Source organism: Alteromonas sp. W364, from assembly GCF_031846205.1.
GTDB classification, from domain to species: domain Bacteria; phylum Pseudomonadota; class Gammaproteobacteria; order Enterobacterales; family Alteromonadaceae; genus Glaciecola; species Glaciecola blandensis.
In genome coordinates this window covers 46285-60447 of record NZ_JAVRID010000005.1, presented here as the reverse complement: position 1 = coordinate 60447, position 14163 = coordinate 46285, and the positions used below count along the sequence as shown (strand labels likewise).

Annotated in this window: 10 protein-coding genes; 5 read left to right on the top strand and 5 right to left on the bottom strand. The window is 43.3% G+C overall.

From position 1 onward, the window contains the following. The first annotated feature begins 7 nt into the window (after positions 1 to 7). Complete coding sequence (astD, locus tag RM556_RS09335; protein ID WP_311374444.1) at positions 8 to 1480, top strand: succinylglutamate-semialdehyde dehydrogenase; 1473 nt, start codon at positions 8 to 10, stop codon at positions 1478 to 1480. Positions 1481 to 1490: 10 nt separating this feature from the next. After that, positions 1491 to 2309 carry a DUF1338 domain-containing protein gene (locus RM556_RS09330; RefSeq protein WP_311374443.1) on the top strand — a complete coding sequence of 273 codons (819 nt, stop codon included), beginning with the start codon at positions 1491 to 1493 and terminating at the stop codon, positions 2307 to 2309. Here the strand turns inward: RM556_RS09330 and RM556_RS09325 are convergent. The 3 genes from RM556_RS09325 to rimK are packed head-to-tail and all read right to left on the bottom strand — an operon-like array spanning position 2306 to position 4719. Further along, the gene (locus RM556_RS09325; protein ID WP_311361084.1) at positions 2306 to 2728 is read right to left on the bottom strand and encodes an ATP-dependent zinc protease; all 423 of its coding nucleotides are present in this window, start codon (positions 2726 to 2728) and stop codon (positions 2306 to 2308) included. The genes RM556_RS09330 and RM556_RS09325 overlap by 4 nt on opposite strands. Positions 2729 to 2773: 45 nt before the next feature. Then, on the bottom strand, positions 2774 to 3811 hold the full coding sequence (locus tag RM556_RS09320) for a succinylglutamate desuccinylase/aspartoacylase family protein (protein WP_311374442.1): 1038 nt from the start codon (positions 3809 to 3811) through the stop codon (positions 2774 to 2776). Between the two features lie 2 nt (positions 3812 to 3813). Further along, complete coding sequence (rimK, locus tag RM556_RS09315; RefSeq protein ID WP_311361082.1) at positions 3814 to 4719, bottom strand: 30S ribosomal protein S6--L-glutamate ligase; 906 nt, start codon at positions 4717 to 4719, stop codon at positions 3814 to 3816. Between the two features lie 310 nt (positions 4720 to 5029). Between rimK and RM556_RS09310 the strand changes: the two genes are divergently transcribed. Then, on the top strand, positions 5030 to 5698 hold the full coding sequence (locus RM556_RS09310) for a mechanosensitive ion channel domain-containing protein (protein ID WP_311374441.1): 669 nt from the start codon (positions 5030 to 5032) through the stop codon (positions 5696 to 5698). Positions 5699 to 5701: 3 nt separating this feature from the next. Here RM556_RS09310 and parC read toward each other — a convergent pair whose 3' ends face one another. Further along, the gene (gene parC / locus RM556_RS09305) at positions 5702 to 8026 is read right to left on the bottom strand and encodes a DNA topoisomerase IV subunit A (protein ID WP_311361080.1); all 2325 of its coding nucleotides are present in this window, start codon (positions 8024 to 8026) and stop codon (positions 5702 to 5704) included. Between the two features lie 177 nt (positions 8027 to 8203). Between parC and RM556_RS09300 the strand changes: the two genes are divergently transcribed. Together RM556_RS09300 and RM556_RS09295 are read left to right on the top strand one after the other, a co-directional pair. Then, a complete protein-coding gene (locus tag RM556_RS09300; RefSeq protein ID WP_311374440.1) occupies positions 8204 to 11350 on the top strand; it encodes a response regulator in 3147 nt (1048 codons plus the stop codon). Positions 11351 to 11352: 2 nt separating this feature from the next. After that, on the top strand, positions 11353 to 13293 hold the full coding sequence (locus RM556_RS09295) for a GGDEF domain-containing protein (protein ID WP_311374439.1): 1941 nt from the start codon (positions 11353 to 11355) through the stop codon (positions 13291 to 13293). A gap of 44 nt (positions 13294 to 13337) precedes the next feature. Here RM556_RS09295 and RM556_RS09290 read toward each other — a convergent pair whose 3' ends face one another. Next, positions 13338 to 14048, bottom strand: coding sequence for a DUF2982 domain-containing protein (locus RM556_RS09290; RefSeq protein WP_311361077.1), 711 nt, complete (start codon positions 14046 to 14048; stop codon positions 13338 to 13340). Positions 14049 to 14163 lie beyond the last annotated feature (115 nt).

The window sequence follows — 14163 nt, the reverse complement described above, 5'->3', positions numbered from 1 at the left end:
GTGATACATGACAGACACGACACATTACATTGATGGTAAATGGATAGCCGGCCTTGGCCACACTATCGATTCAGTTGATCCTGCCAAAAACCAGGTTATCTGGTCTGCTAAAGCAGCCTCCGAAGCACAGGTCAACGACGCTGTTGCTGCTGCCAGAACTGCCTTCCCTAGCTGGTCTTTGAAAACAGTAGAAGAACGCCTTAGTATTATCAAAAAGTTTGCTGAATTACTGGCAGAAAATAAGCAGAGCTTGGCTAAGATCATCGCCAAAGAAACAGGTAAACCAGAGTGGGAAACAGCCACTGAAGCCGCAGCTATGATGGGCAAAATCGCGATTTCTGAGAAGGCCTACCATGAGCGTACCGGTACCGTCGAAAACGCAATGCCCGTTGGGCAGGCGATAATTAGACATAAACCACATGGTGTTGTCGCTGTGTTTGGACCGTATAACTTTCCCGGTCATTTACCTAATGGGCACATCGTACCTGCTTTAATTGCAGGAAACACAGTAGTTTTCAAACCAAGTGATCTGACCCCAATGGTCGCTGAGTTTACCGTGCAACTATGGGAAAAAGCGGGACTGCCAGCAGGTGTTTTAAACCTTGTTCAAGGCCAAATTGAGACAGGTAAAGCCTTAGCAAGCCATCAAAACATTGACGGCCTGTTTTTCACTGGTAGCTCACGCACGGGTAAAATTTTACACGAACAATTTGCAGGCCACCCGGGCAAGATCCTAGCATTAGAAATGGGCGGAAATAACCCACTGATCGTTAAGGGAGTAGCTGATATAGACGCCGCTGTGCATGATATCGTGCAATCAGCATTCGTTACTAGTGGACAGCGTTGTACCTGTGCTCGCCGTTTATTCATAGAAAGTAACGAACAAGGCGACAAGATCTTAGCGCGCCTTTTAGAAGTAACAAAGGCAATAAAAGTCGGCCATTACGATGCTGAAGAACAGCCATTTATGGGTGCTATGATCAGTGCAGCAGCGGCTGCAGGAATGGCAAGTGCGCAACAAGACTTACTCAATTTAGGCGCAAAAAGTCTATTAAAATTAGAACATACAGATACAGACACAGGCTTTGTTACACCAGGTATTATTGATGTAACTGATATAGTGACTGAAATGCCAGATGAAGAGCACTTCGGTCCTTTACTTAAAGTGGTTCGTTATACTGACTTTGATACTGCGATTGAACAGGCCAATAACACAAGCTTTGGTTTATCTGCAGGCTTATTGGGAGATAGTAAGGAAGATTATGATTACTTTCTTGCCAGAATTCGTGCTGGTATTGTTAACTGGAATAGACCGATAACCGGTGCAAGCAGCGCAGCGCCATTTGGTGGTATAGGTGAAAGTGGCAACCATAGAGCTAGTGCTTACTACGCTGCCGACTATTGCGCTTACCCAGTCGCTTCAGTTGAACTTGATGTAGTTACGTTACCCTCTTCATTAAGTCCTGGTTTAACATTCTAAGGAAATAGTCATGCATAATAGTATCGACGCTTTGTTTGCTGGCTTATGGGCAGACTACATAAAAATTACACCGTCAGCGGATAAAATCCATCAGCTCTTGGGTAACGCTACTGGTCAGACAGATATTGTAAATGACCACATTGCACTGCGCACCTTTAACACTGAGAAAGTAAACTTGGAAAAGCTGGCAGCGCACTTTCTTAGCTTAGGTTATGAGCAAAAAGGTGATTATGACTTCGCAAGTAAGAAACTGACCGCGATGCACTTTGAGCATGCGGACCTGACGAACCCTAAAGTATTTATTAGTGAGCTTCGTGTTGAAGAGCTTAGCGATACTGCGCAGGCCATTATTCATAAGCTTGTTGACCAAATAGATCCAATGGTAACTACACAAGATGACTTTCTGTATTCAGGCACTCACTGGCAGGTTTCTCAAGCAGATTACAAGACCTTGCTTGCAGAATCCGAGTATGCAGCGTGGATGGCAGCATGGGGATATCGCGCAAATCATTTCACCGTCAGTGTGAATCATCTTAACAGTATTGATGAGCTAAGTGACGTGAATAGTAAGCTGAAAGATGCGGGTTTCAGATTGAACACTTCTGGTGGTGAGATTAAAGGTGGAGAAGACGTATGCCTCGCACAGTCTTCTACAATGGCGGATTCCGCCGATGTGACTTTTAGTGATGGTGTGCTATCTATACCAAGTTGCTTCTATGAATTTGCTCAGCGTTATAAATTAAGCAACGGTGAATATTATCAAGGTTTTGTAGCAGCTTCTGCTGATAAAATCTTCGAAAGCACCAATACAAATGTTAGCGCCAGTTAGAGTAAATACTCTAACTCTGGGTCGACAGTGAATCTACCTGACATTGCTTCTCGGCCCAGTAACATCAAGTAAGTCATTTCTGAGCGGTCGGTTAGGGTCAATTGAATTGTCCAACGCTGCTCAGCCATCACTATTTCAGTTTCAATAACATAGCGCTTCTGCTTAGTTGCAGTGGAGCTTTTCACCTTGCGCTTTCCAGCAACCTTGCTTTTACAACGAGTCAGCCTTTTTACGTCATGGATATCTGGGTGTAAATCAAAACTTATCCATAATGCATCATCTTCTTCAAACTCTTCAATATTATCCACATGCAAGGATGATGTTGCCGCGCCAGTATCTACTCGCACATGCAGCCCTTGGATTTTCAAATCAGGTAAATCGCACTGCTCCAAGCAGCCCACCATCACTTTGTTTTTCATGTATCACTCTCGTTATCTAAGGCAAGAACAGCGTCATACTGCTGCCTAACTGTTCATTCCTGCGGCATAATCTGGAACTACCAAATTGTCCTGTAGCATCTCAACATGCTCAGCCACTTCGTCAGGCTTACTGAAGTATGCAATATGATAAATTGCTTCCCCTTCCTGCGCCAACGGGATGTTTTGTTTGCCGATCACTACCCCAGTACTTGGTGAGAACATGGTGCCAAGCTGCTCACCAAAGGGGTTGGAGATTATCGCTAATACATCTCCTTTTTCAACGTGATCCCCTAATTGTGCTTTGTGCATAACAAAACCACTTTCATTTGCTCTCACCCATCCGCTCTGTCTAGCAACGAATGGACGAATAGTGTGGCCTCGCGCTTTGACGCCATTCAACATTCCAATGTTTCTCATCACCTTGATAATACCTTTAACACCGGCTCGGATGGAGAACTCATCATAACGCAGTGCTTGACCGGCCTCATACAAAAGCACTTTCGCGCCTTCATCTGCGGCAGCTTGTCGCAACGAACCATCTCGGATGTCCGCATTAAGAAGCACCGGTACACCGAATGCTTCGGCCATCTCAAGCGTTTTTGGGTCATCCAAATTTGCTCTTATCTGGGGTAGATTGGAACGGTGAATAGCACCAGTGTGAAGGTCGATGCCAAAATCACACTTACTCACGATTTCATCCAAGAACAATCGTGCAATCCGTCCTGCTAAAGAGCCTTTTTTACTACCCGGAAAACAACGGTTAAGGTCTCTTCTATCTGGTAAGTATCGACTTTGATTTAATACGCCGTACACGTTCACCATTGGGATCGCAATGAGAGTGCCTCTAAGGTTCTTAATGCCTCTGCTTTTAATTAAACGGCTAACAATTTCAATACCATTAAGCTCATCGCCGTGAATAGCTGCACTCACAAATAATGTCGGCCCCGGTCGTTTTCCATGCTGAACAAACACAGGAATACCCATGTTTGTGTCGGTGTACAGTGGCGGCATTTCTAACTGCAGACGCCTTTGCTCGCCAGCTTTAATTTTTTCTCCGCCAATGACGAAGTCTTCGCGTTTCATTATCAGCCTTTACCTTTCGTTTTAGTCTTGTTTGGCGTCGCCGTTTTCGCAATAAAATCGATTATCATGCCTGCCACATCTTTGCCGGTTGCTTTTTCAATACCTTCAAGCCCAGGTGAGGAGTTTACTTCCATCACCATAGGTCCATTTTTGGAACGCAAAATATCCACACCAGCCATGTTTAGTCCCATGGTTTTTGCGGCATCAACAGCGGTTTTTCGCTCAGCCGGAGAAAGGCGTACTAAACTTGCAGAGCCACCTCTGTGCAAGTTAGATCTGAATTCACCCGGCGCACCTTGGCGTTTCATTGCAGCGATAACTTTACCCCCTACAACTAAGCAACGAATATCAGCGCCACCCGCTTCCTCAATATATTCTTGGACCAGAATTGACGCTTTTAAGCCCATGAACGCTTCGATAATAGATTCAGCCGCCTTTGCAGTGTCAGCTAGTACCACACCGATACCCTGTGTACCTTCCAGCAATTTAATCACCACCGGCGCACCACCCACATTCTTAATCAGATCGTCAATTTTGTCTGGATGATTAGCGAAACCGGTGCGTGGCATACCAATACCCTTGCGAGACAATAACTGCAAGGAACGCAACTTGTCTCGAGAGCGACTTATCGCCACAGATTCATTGATAGAATAAGTGCCCATCATCTCAAACTGACGCACGACTGAAGTGCCATAAAACGTCACTGAGGCACCTATTCTTGGAATAACAGCATCAAAGCGAGGAAGTGCCTTACCTTTGTAACGCACCGATGGCCTTGCACTGGTTACATCCATATAGCAATGCATAGTGTCAATCACGGACACATCATGCCCTCGCTGCTGTCCTGCTTCCAGCAGACGCTTGGTTGAATATAGATTCGGGTTTCTCGACAACACTGCAATTTTCATAATGGTCCTTGACTCAGTTAATGATTGGCAAGTGATAATAGTGGCGACTATATATCCTGTTTTTTAATGTTTGGATACATTTATTTTTATCGCCACACAATTTAATTCACTGCATGATGATACCAACGAAAATCCTAATAAGTAGCTAAGCTAAGTAGGAACGAGAGTAATGGTGTAAACTTGATGATGCTATGATAACTTAGCGCGACTTACATAAAGTTCAGGTTAATATAAACGCACAGTAACACCGTTTGGCTTTACTTTTAACCTAATTCTGTATTCCTAACATCGAAACCATGAGAACGAATTGATGCAAGAAATATCATTCCTAAGTACCTTTAACAATTGGATTAGCCAATATTACGTGAGCATTCTGTGGTCTGCTGCTGTGGTTACGCTGCACCTCGTTATTGTTAAATGGACACTACCGAAAATTAAGAGTGGAGTGAAGATTAGTCGCCTCAGCCAAGAGAGCGCAAAGAAGGCTTTTAACATCGTCCGTATCATTGTAGGTACGATCACTCTTGCTTGCCTATTTATCGTCTGGGGTATTGATTTTTCTGGCTTGTTACTGATTTCAACGTCATTGATTACTGTGACTGGCGTCGCATTATTTGCTAACTGGTCGTTGCTGAGTAACATCACAGCGTACTTTATTCTCTTGTTTCAGCCATCATATAGTCGAGGTAATTTTGTCCGTATATTTGAGGGTGACAACTTTGTTGAAGGCACCATCATAGAGGTTAACCTGTTCAATATTCGCTTATTAACCGATGATAACGAAACGATCACCTACCCCAACAATCTGATTTTAACGCGCATCACAATGCTCAATCCCCAAAAGAAAATGCAAGGGTTTGGCAAAATCGGGCCAGTGAGTGTGGGAGTAGATGGTGAGGTGAGCCAAGGCGCATCGCATCAAAGTAATGCGCCTCAAAGTCATACAAATGAAAGTAATGAAGGTTTGCCTAGAGGCTAAGCTTTATTCTGTGCTTGGTGCTTCACCGCTACTATCAGGTAACTCAGCATCAACATCACTCGCGTTTTTCGCTTTAGGTAGTTCAATCTCAATTGAATCGACCCGTTGCAGTCCACGAGGGAGTTTATTGCCTCTACGACCACGCTCACCTTGATAATGAGTCAAGTCGTTTGCAGTTAAGGTCATGCCTCGCTTGCCAGCAAACACCTTCACATCGGCATTCTCAGGCACTACCGTGAGGACCGTTAGATACTCCTCTCGCGTTTTTGCTTTAGCAGATGGGATGTTCATTAACTTATTCCCCTTACCTTTACCAAGTACAGGTAAATCTCGTAATGGGAATAAAAGCATGCGGCCTTCGTTAGAAATACATAAACACCAATCTGTTTTCACATCTGTGACTGGCTGTGGACGAATCACCTTGGCTGCAGTAGGCAGAGAAACAAATGCTTTACCTGCTTTCGCTTTACTGACCATGTCTGAGAACTTACCAACAAAACCATAGCCAGCATCTGAGCCAATGAGGTATTGTTGGGTGTCCGCCCCCATCACCACATGCTCAACGGTTTCACCGCCGACAATACTAAAGCGCCCAGTGAGTGGCTCGCCTTGGCTTCTCGCTGAAGGTAAACCGTGCGCGTCACAAGAGAAAGCGCGACCCGATGAATCGATAAAGGCGACTAACTGAGTACTTCGCCCCTTCGCACTGCACAGGTATTTATCACCTGACTTATAACTCAGTCCTTCAACATCAATGTCGTGGCCTTTGGCGCAACGTGCCCAACCTTTCTCAGATACAACGACTGTGACAGGCTCGGACGGCACTAATTCTTTTTCCGAAATGGCTTTAGCTTCTGCGCGTTCAACGATAGGACTGCGACGCTCGTCGCCATAGGTTTCGGCGTCGGCAATAATTTCTTTCTTAATTAAGGTTTTTAAACGTCTGTCAGAGCTAAGCAGCAACTGTAAGCTATCTCGCTCTTTCGCCAATTCGTCTTGTTCGCCTTTGATTTTAAACTCTTCCAGCTTAGCGAGGTGACGTAACTTCAACTCTAGAATAGCTTCTGCCTGAGTATCTGAAAGGCCAAAGCGTTCCATTAAAACGGGTTTAGGTTTATCTTCAGTTCGAATGATGTGAATGACTTCGTCTATGTTTAAGAACGCAATCAACAAACCTTCAAGAATGTGTAATCTCGCCAATACTTTATCAAGTCTAAATTGTAAGCGACGAGTAACCGTATCTTTTCGGAAAACTAACCATTCATTGAGGATTGAACGCAGATCTTTTACCTGAGGGCGACCATCTAGGCCAATCATATTGATATTAACCCGGTAACTCTTTTCTAAATCGGTGGTGGCAAACAAGTGTTGCATTAATTGTGCAACATCAACACGATTTGAACGTGGTGTCACCACTAGGCGGGTTGGATTTTCATGATCTGATTCGTCACGTAAATCACTGACCATAGGCAGCTTTTTAGCTTGCATTTGACCCGCTATTTGCTCTAGTACCTTACCACCAGAGGCTTGATGAGGTAGCGCAGTAATAATTACATCACCGTTCTCCTCATGATAAACAGCTCGCATCTTTATTGAACCACGACCTGTCTCATATATTTTTTGTATATCTGATTTCGGTGTAATAATTTCAGCATCAGTTGGGTAATCAGGACCCTGAACGATTTCTAAGAGCTCGCTTAATTCAGTTTTCGAATTGTCGAGCAATGAACAACAAGCATTCGCTAATTCTCGTACATTGTGCGGTGGGATATCGGTCGCCATACCGACTGCGATACCGGTAACGCCATTTAAAAGAATGTGTGGTAAGCGCGCCGGCAGTACTTTCGGTTCTTGTAGTGTGCCATCAAAATTAGGATTCCAATCGACGGTGCCTTGCCCAAGCTCTGTCAGTAAGACTTCGCTGAACTTACTTAACCTGGCTTCGGTATAACGCATAGCAGCAAATGACTTAGGATCATCTGGCGCACCCCAGTTGCCCTGACCATCGACTAATGGGTAGCGATAAGAGAACGGTTGCGCCATCAATACCATGGCCTCATAACAAGCTGAGTCACCATGTGGATGGAACTTACCTAACACATCACCGACTGTTCTTGCAGACTTTTTATATTTAGCATTATTACTCAAACCTAAGTCAGACATCGCATAAATGATGCGTCGTTGAACCGGTTTCAGACCGTCGCCGATATGTGGTAATGCTCTATCCATGATGACATACATGGAATAATTCAGGTAAGCATCTTCGGTAAATCGGCTTAAGGGTAGCTGCTCGATGCCGTCGTGGGAGATCGTTATTTCGTTACTCATGATTGACTATTTAATTATTCTTATTGGGTGCACAACACTAGACATGAGAACAAGCTGCTCTTCGAGAAAACGCTTTGCTGTAAACGTATTGGAGAATAAACAAGCTGTACTTATGTCTCTACAAAACCTATATTAGCACCATGTTATATTATTTTCGCTCTCAGCATAACAAATCTTGTGTCTAAACTAACAATACTTCGCCTGACAAGCTGGTTTTTCCTGCTCACCTTTGCATTTTCTGTAAAAGCAAATGAGCCGATCTTGCTAGAAGATCAACAAACTGAACAAGAAATCTCGTCCTCTCTTGCTGTTTACATGCAAAGTAATCGCTCGTTAAGCTTCGACGAATTTAAGAGTAGTCGCACAAACCTCCCCTACCAAAGCTATCATATTCCAAATTTTGGCTTTAACCCAGAGGGTGCTTGGTTATTTGGGACAATACAAAATAAGTCCAGTAATACTGAATGGGTAATGTCGGTGGCATTTTCTCAATTAGATCAAGTCGATTTATATCTGCTTAAGAACAATGAACTTGTATACCAAAAGAGTGGAGGTCGCAGCCAAAGTAAACATTACTATCGCACTCCTACCTTTAAACTCTCATTGCAGTCTGAAGGTAAGTACGATGTGTATATGTTTGTGAAATCTGAGCGCATCCCTCTAGTGGTGCCCATTCACTTACAAGCCGAACAGGCTTTTCAGGGCTCAGTCTTGCTAGACTATCTGATTTGGGGCGCTTTTTACGGTGCATTATTCCTAGTCGGTCTATATTGCATTGCAGTGCTGGTTGATAAAAAAGAGCTCAGTGCACTCGTCCTTTTTGGTTTAGTCGGTTTGGTGTTTCTTTGGCAAATGGTCTGGAGTGGTCATTCACAGCTCCTCCCTCCAGAATTGCACGCTATCAAAATTTTTCACAATCTGGACATTTTGCTGCCTTTAATTTGTATCTTTGCAAACCTATTTACGCTTTTATTTTTACCTCGCTCTCAGTTCTCACAAACAAAGTATCACTTGGTGAAATTTTTGTTCATTCCCTTAGTATTCACTTTTTTCGGCGTTCTGTTTTCTTGGTTTAGCGATGTTATTCAAGCGCTGGCCATACGAGGGATGGGATTTGCAACCTTGTTCGTCAACATCGCATTGTCGTTCCAAATGATGAATGAGAAATTTAGGCCGGCAAAAACGGTCCTAATTGGTTGGTTATGCTTAGCTTTAGGTTCGGTCTTTAGTAGTTTATTTATTGCCGGAAAACTACCAGTAAACTTGGTGACTACTTATACCTTCCAAATATCCTTAATCGCCCTCACCTTGTGTTTTGTGCTCGCATTAATCATCAAGATTAGATTCAAGTTAGAAGTTGAAGTGAAGCAGGCCTCTTCTGATGCAGAAAATAATTTCTTATTAATTGAAGAGCAGAATGTGCATTTAGACCTTGCTCGCCGAGAGGCAATCAAAGCAAGTGAAGTGAAAAGCCAGTTTTTAGCAAATATGTCGCATGAAATACGCACCCCGCTGAATGCAATAATTGGCTTCAGCCAAGAGCTGCAAGACAAATCCAATGAAGCGGAACGAGATGAACATGTGCGCATCATTAATAGCGCCGCATCCGATCTACTCACCATCGTTAACGACATTCTTGACTTCTCTAAGATGGAAGCGGGCAAATTGAACTTAATCCAAAAAGCCTTCTCACCGCGCGATGCTCTTGAGGATATCGCTAGCCTCATGGCAAAATCATCTCACTTAAAACAGCTCGAATTTATTTTCGATATTGGTCCATTACCTGCGGTGTTGATTGGTGACAGCTTTAAGATCAAACAACTGCTGAGTAATCTCTTGAGCAACGCGCTTAAATTTACCAATTTTGGGGAGATTGCACTGCGAGCTCGTTTTTTCAAGTTCGGTAATGATGAATGTATGTTGTCTTTGGAGGTAGAGGATAGCGGCATAGGGATTAGTGAAGAAGATAAGAAGAAACTGTTTAAACCATTCAACCAAATTGACGATGATTTAAATCGTTCGTTTCAAGGGACAGGCTTGGGTTTAGTCATTTGCCAAGAACTGGCCTTTCTAATGAAGGGGAGTATTGAAGTAGAGAGCGTTTACTCAAAGGGTAGCCGGTTTACTATCAACCTACCGTTTAAGCTCTTAAATAATCAGCTAACACCTAGTAACCAAAGTCGATTTGAAGGGAAGCGCGCCGGTGTCTACGATCCAAACCCAGTCACACGAAAGATTACCACACGCCTTTTAAAGGGCATTGGCTTTGATACCTACACCTATGATTCATTGAAGGTCTTTGAAAAAACCACCATACCCTATGACTATGTTTTCTGTACACTTCCTTTATACCGGGTGAGTGAGCGCACCAGCGTTATTAATCGGATCAGAAAAATCGCCACCAGAAAAACGGTATTCTTATACTCCGGCCCTCCTCCTGAAAGACATCAATTAGGCCGCAGCGTGAATCAACCTGTCGTCCTCAGAGCACCTCTGACACTGAAGAGTCTGAATGACCTTGATTCTGCACCAATCGAATTGCAAGACAAGAGCAGTAAATCGCAATTACGTCATTTGCCCGCTGCTAGAGTGCTCGCCACTGATGATATGGAACTTAATCTGAAGTTGCTAGATACGTGGCTAAAAGACTCTCCCGTCACCTTAGAAACGGCAACATCAGGTGCTCAGGCAGTGGAGATGTGTACCAAGAATGAATATGACCTTATTTTCATGGATATACAAATGCCAAACATGGATGGCTTAGAAGCAACACAGCACATCAGAAAGACAGCCTTGAATTTGGGTACCCCCATCGTTGCCATTACAGCGCATGCATTTCCCGAAGAAAAGGAACGCTTCTTAGCTTCTGGAATGGACGATTATTTACCGAAGCCTGTCAATTTAGAAGGCCTTATAGATACTATCAAGAACTGGTGTCAAGGTTGTGATATTGCAGAACCACTTGCGAATGCAATCAACTGGCCCTTAGCCGTAAGAAAGGCAAATGGCAATGAAGAGGGTGCACATGAATTTTTACAAGGCTTTGTTGCCATGCTACCAAACGCAATTGACGAAATCGAAACTCACTGGCAGCACCAAGACTTCAATAAACTAGAGGCATGCATACATAAACTGCATGGTGCGAGTGCATATACCGGTGCCAGTACTTTTCAAAAGTTATGTTTTGATACAGAGAGTAATCTGAAACGAAACCAAACTCAGCACATAAAGAAACTGATATCTTCGATATTACTCGAAGCTGATGCAATCATCGAGCAATGGAGAACAATGCAACAAACACCAACTAATATTATACGGTCCTAAGGATGTTGATATTGTCTGCTTATCACTTCAGGCCCACCTGCCGTGTCATTTTGTTCCTATCGCTTTCTTTACTCATATCGGTAAGCCAAGCTGCTGACTACGGCTCAGCGTTACAGGGTAAACAAAGCCAAGCCATCAAAGAACATCGCTTAGGTTCTCCAAGGGTAATTCACTCTTGGTCAGAACAATCCTCGCACTTACGCAGCACACTCAAGTCTGAACCTGAAGCTAGCCTAAAAAGGATCATTGCTGCAGAGTCGGAATTTTTAAGCCCCGAGAGTCAGGCGGAATACCAATTATTGCTTGCCGAAGCTTATGCCAACTTAGTGATGTTTAATAAAACGCTGGAACATGTCGAACAAGGACTGGCTTTGGTATCCAAGTACCCCCAACCCTGGCTCACTCAGTACTTTAATTTATACAAAGCAGAGGCTTTTGACCAACTCGGCGAAACGCAAAAAGGCACTGAGCTAACACAGGAAGCGATAGAATGGGCGGACCAAAGGAAAGATTACGAATTGCTGTTTAAAGCTCATATCATTAGAGGAATCCAACATTTAACGCTTGGCCAAAATGAGTCAGCCATGGCTAACTTTCAAGTTGCCAGAGAGTTGAGCGAAACACACTCCTTAGAAACCGAAGCGGCCGCAATGGATTATTACAAGGGCTTCGTCTATGAATACACTCGTCAAGATGAGTTAGCCTTAAATGAATACACCAAACTGCGCGATGCATTTAGTGGCACACAGAACAAAGTCATGGAAGTCAAAGCCATCTATGGAATGGGACGTTCGTCAAAAAACATAGGTAAACTTGAAGAAGGTGCAGCACTTTTACATTTAGCTGCCGCCAAGGCTGAAGAAATTGGTTTTTGGCAATACAGTGCTTATGCCAACAAAGAGTTATCTGGCTATTATTTGCAAAAGCAACAAGCGGATGAAGCAATCGTAGTGCTAGAGAAGGCAAGAGAACTATTCTTGCAATCGGGAAACCCATACATGCTAATGGACGTGAACTTTACGCTTGGAAGAGTTGGTTTACAAAAACAAGATCTTGAGATGGCAGACAAGTACCTTCGTTTAGCGCAAAGCTATGTGAAGGGTGATTCGATGGTTCCTCATCAATTGTCGCTCGATTACGCCAAAATGGAGCTCTTACGCTTACAAGGAAATACCGAGGGAGCATTAATCGCTTTGAAGAAACTGTATGGTGATTATCGTCGATTTACACGCAAACAGAATATCGAAAAACTCCACGAATTGACCACGCTATATGAACTGAAAGAAAAAGAAGCCTTAAACAAAGTATTGCAGAAACAGACTGAAACCCAAGAGATACTTATTCAGCAAAGACAACAAATATATGTGTATGCCTCAATCGCAGGCCTCGTTCTCGTCTTATCTTTATTGCTGCTTTACCTAAACAGCAAAAGACATAGGCGTAAGCTTCAAAAACTCTACAACACCGACTCATTAACCAACGTTTCTTCACGCTCATACACATTGAAACGGCTCGAAGAAGAAGTGAGCCGCGCGAAAAGACATCGTTATGAAGTATCCCTTGCCGCTATCGATATCGATTTTTTCAAGCATATTAATGATCAATTTGGCCATGGTGTCGGAGACAAAGTATTAACTGAATTTGGACAAATCTGTCTACAGCACTTTCGAGTGAGTGATATTGTAGGCCGAATGGGTGGAGAAGAATTTCTGGTGTGCTTACCTCACACTAGCAAAGTGGAAGCAGAGAAAGCATTCCGGAGCTTTATTAATATACTTGGCGAAAACCCTGTCATTAATAAATTAAAGGGAAACCCTCTAACAGTCTCCATTGGTTTAGTTCAAATAGAACTCGCCCTGCCTCTAAATGACAATTTAGTCCGCGCTGATAAAGCGCTTTACGAAGCCAAAGACAATGGTCGAAATCAAATCATTGTTGGATAACAAAAAACTAGCAAAGCCGCGACTAGCTTGCTAAGAAAAGCCATTTAATCTTGAGTAAGCTCTGACATTCGCTGACTCTGGACCGCGCTTTCCTGACACTCTTTTAATAAGCGGATAAAAGCTTGAGGCTCACGATCGATTTCGTTAGTAGAAATGAAAATATCAAAGCCCAATTGTCTATTCAGTTTTTGCATGCGATTACCAAACATAGCTGTTACGCCTCTAACCACCTCGCCACTGCTTCGGGTAAACTTTTCATCCTCAATCATATCATCGCCATAACAATTACCTGTGGCACAGTTAGGATCTCGATTTTGTACTGTTAAAGGTCGTTGTTCCATAAGTAAGTATGTGATCAAACGTGGCGATATTTCATCAAGAAAAACGTCACTGTCACGCAGCCTGAAACCAATCATTTCGAGATCAATTTGATCGATACCTTTGGTAACACGAGGCACGTCTATGCGCTGGATATTTTCCCATGACAAGCGCCATTTGCCTCGACGATGATGATAAATAATATGTTCACGAGTTAATTGCAGGCTAAAGGCTGGTTCTTTGATCTTAAACCAGCCTATGATTAAACCGACGATACCACCACTAATAATAAAGATAGCAGGAAGGAAAAAAATCTTTGGCAGCAACATCAAAGCTAATGACCCAGCGCCAATGAGTGAAAAGCCAACAAGCAAGGAAGTCATCGCATTGTGCGACGACGCTGCTTTTATAAAAATACTATCATCAGTTCCAGACATACAAATAAAACACCAACATCAAAATTCCCCATATCACTATTAAACGGGAACGGCGGCAAAAAGCACAATCCGTATGCCACCATTTTAATACTTTTTGTGTAAAGGTCATTGTTTG

What these genes read in the sequence shown, in the direction of transcription:
- astD (WP_311374444.1), top strand. Translation starts at nt 8, where the DNA reads ATGACAGACACGACACATTACATTGATGGTAAATGGATAGCCGGCCTT.
- RM556_RS09330 (WP_311374443.1), top strand. Translation starts at nt 1,491, where the DNA reads ATGCATAATAGTATCGACGCTTTGTTTGCTGGCTTATGGGCAGACTAC.
- RM556_RS09325 (WP_311361084.1), bottom strand. Translation starts at nt 2,728, where the DNA reads ATGAAAAACAAAGTGATGGTGGGCTGCTTGGAGCAGTGCGATTTACCT.
- RM556_RS09320 (WP_311374442.1), bottom strand. Translation starts at nt 3,811, where the DNA reads ATGAAACGCGAAGACTTCGTCATTGGCGGAGAAAAAATTAAAGCTGGC.
- rimK (WP_311361082.1), bottom strand. Translation starts at nt 4,719, where the DNA reads ATGAAAATTGCAGTGTTGTCGAGAAACCCGAATCTATATTCAACCAAG.
- RM556_RS09310 (WP_311374441.1), top strand. Translation starts at nt 5,030, where the DNA reads ATGCAAGAAATATCATTCCTAAGTACCTTTAACAATTGGATTAGCCAA.
- parC (WP_311361080.1), bottom strand. Translation starts at nt 8,026, where the DNA reads ATGAGTAACGAAATAACGATCTCCCACGACGGCATCGAGCAGCTACCC.
- RM556_RS09295 (WP_311374439.1), top strand. Translation starts at nt 11,353, where the DNA reads ATGTTGATATTGTCTGCTTATCACTTCAGGCCCACCTGCCGTGTCATT.
- RM556_RS09290 (WP_311361077.1), bottom strand. Translation starts at nt 14,048, where the DNA reads ATGTCTGGAACTGATGATAGTATTTTTATAAAAGCAGCGTCGTCGCAC.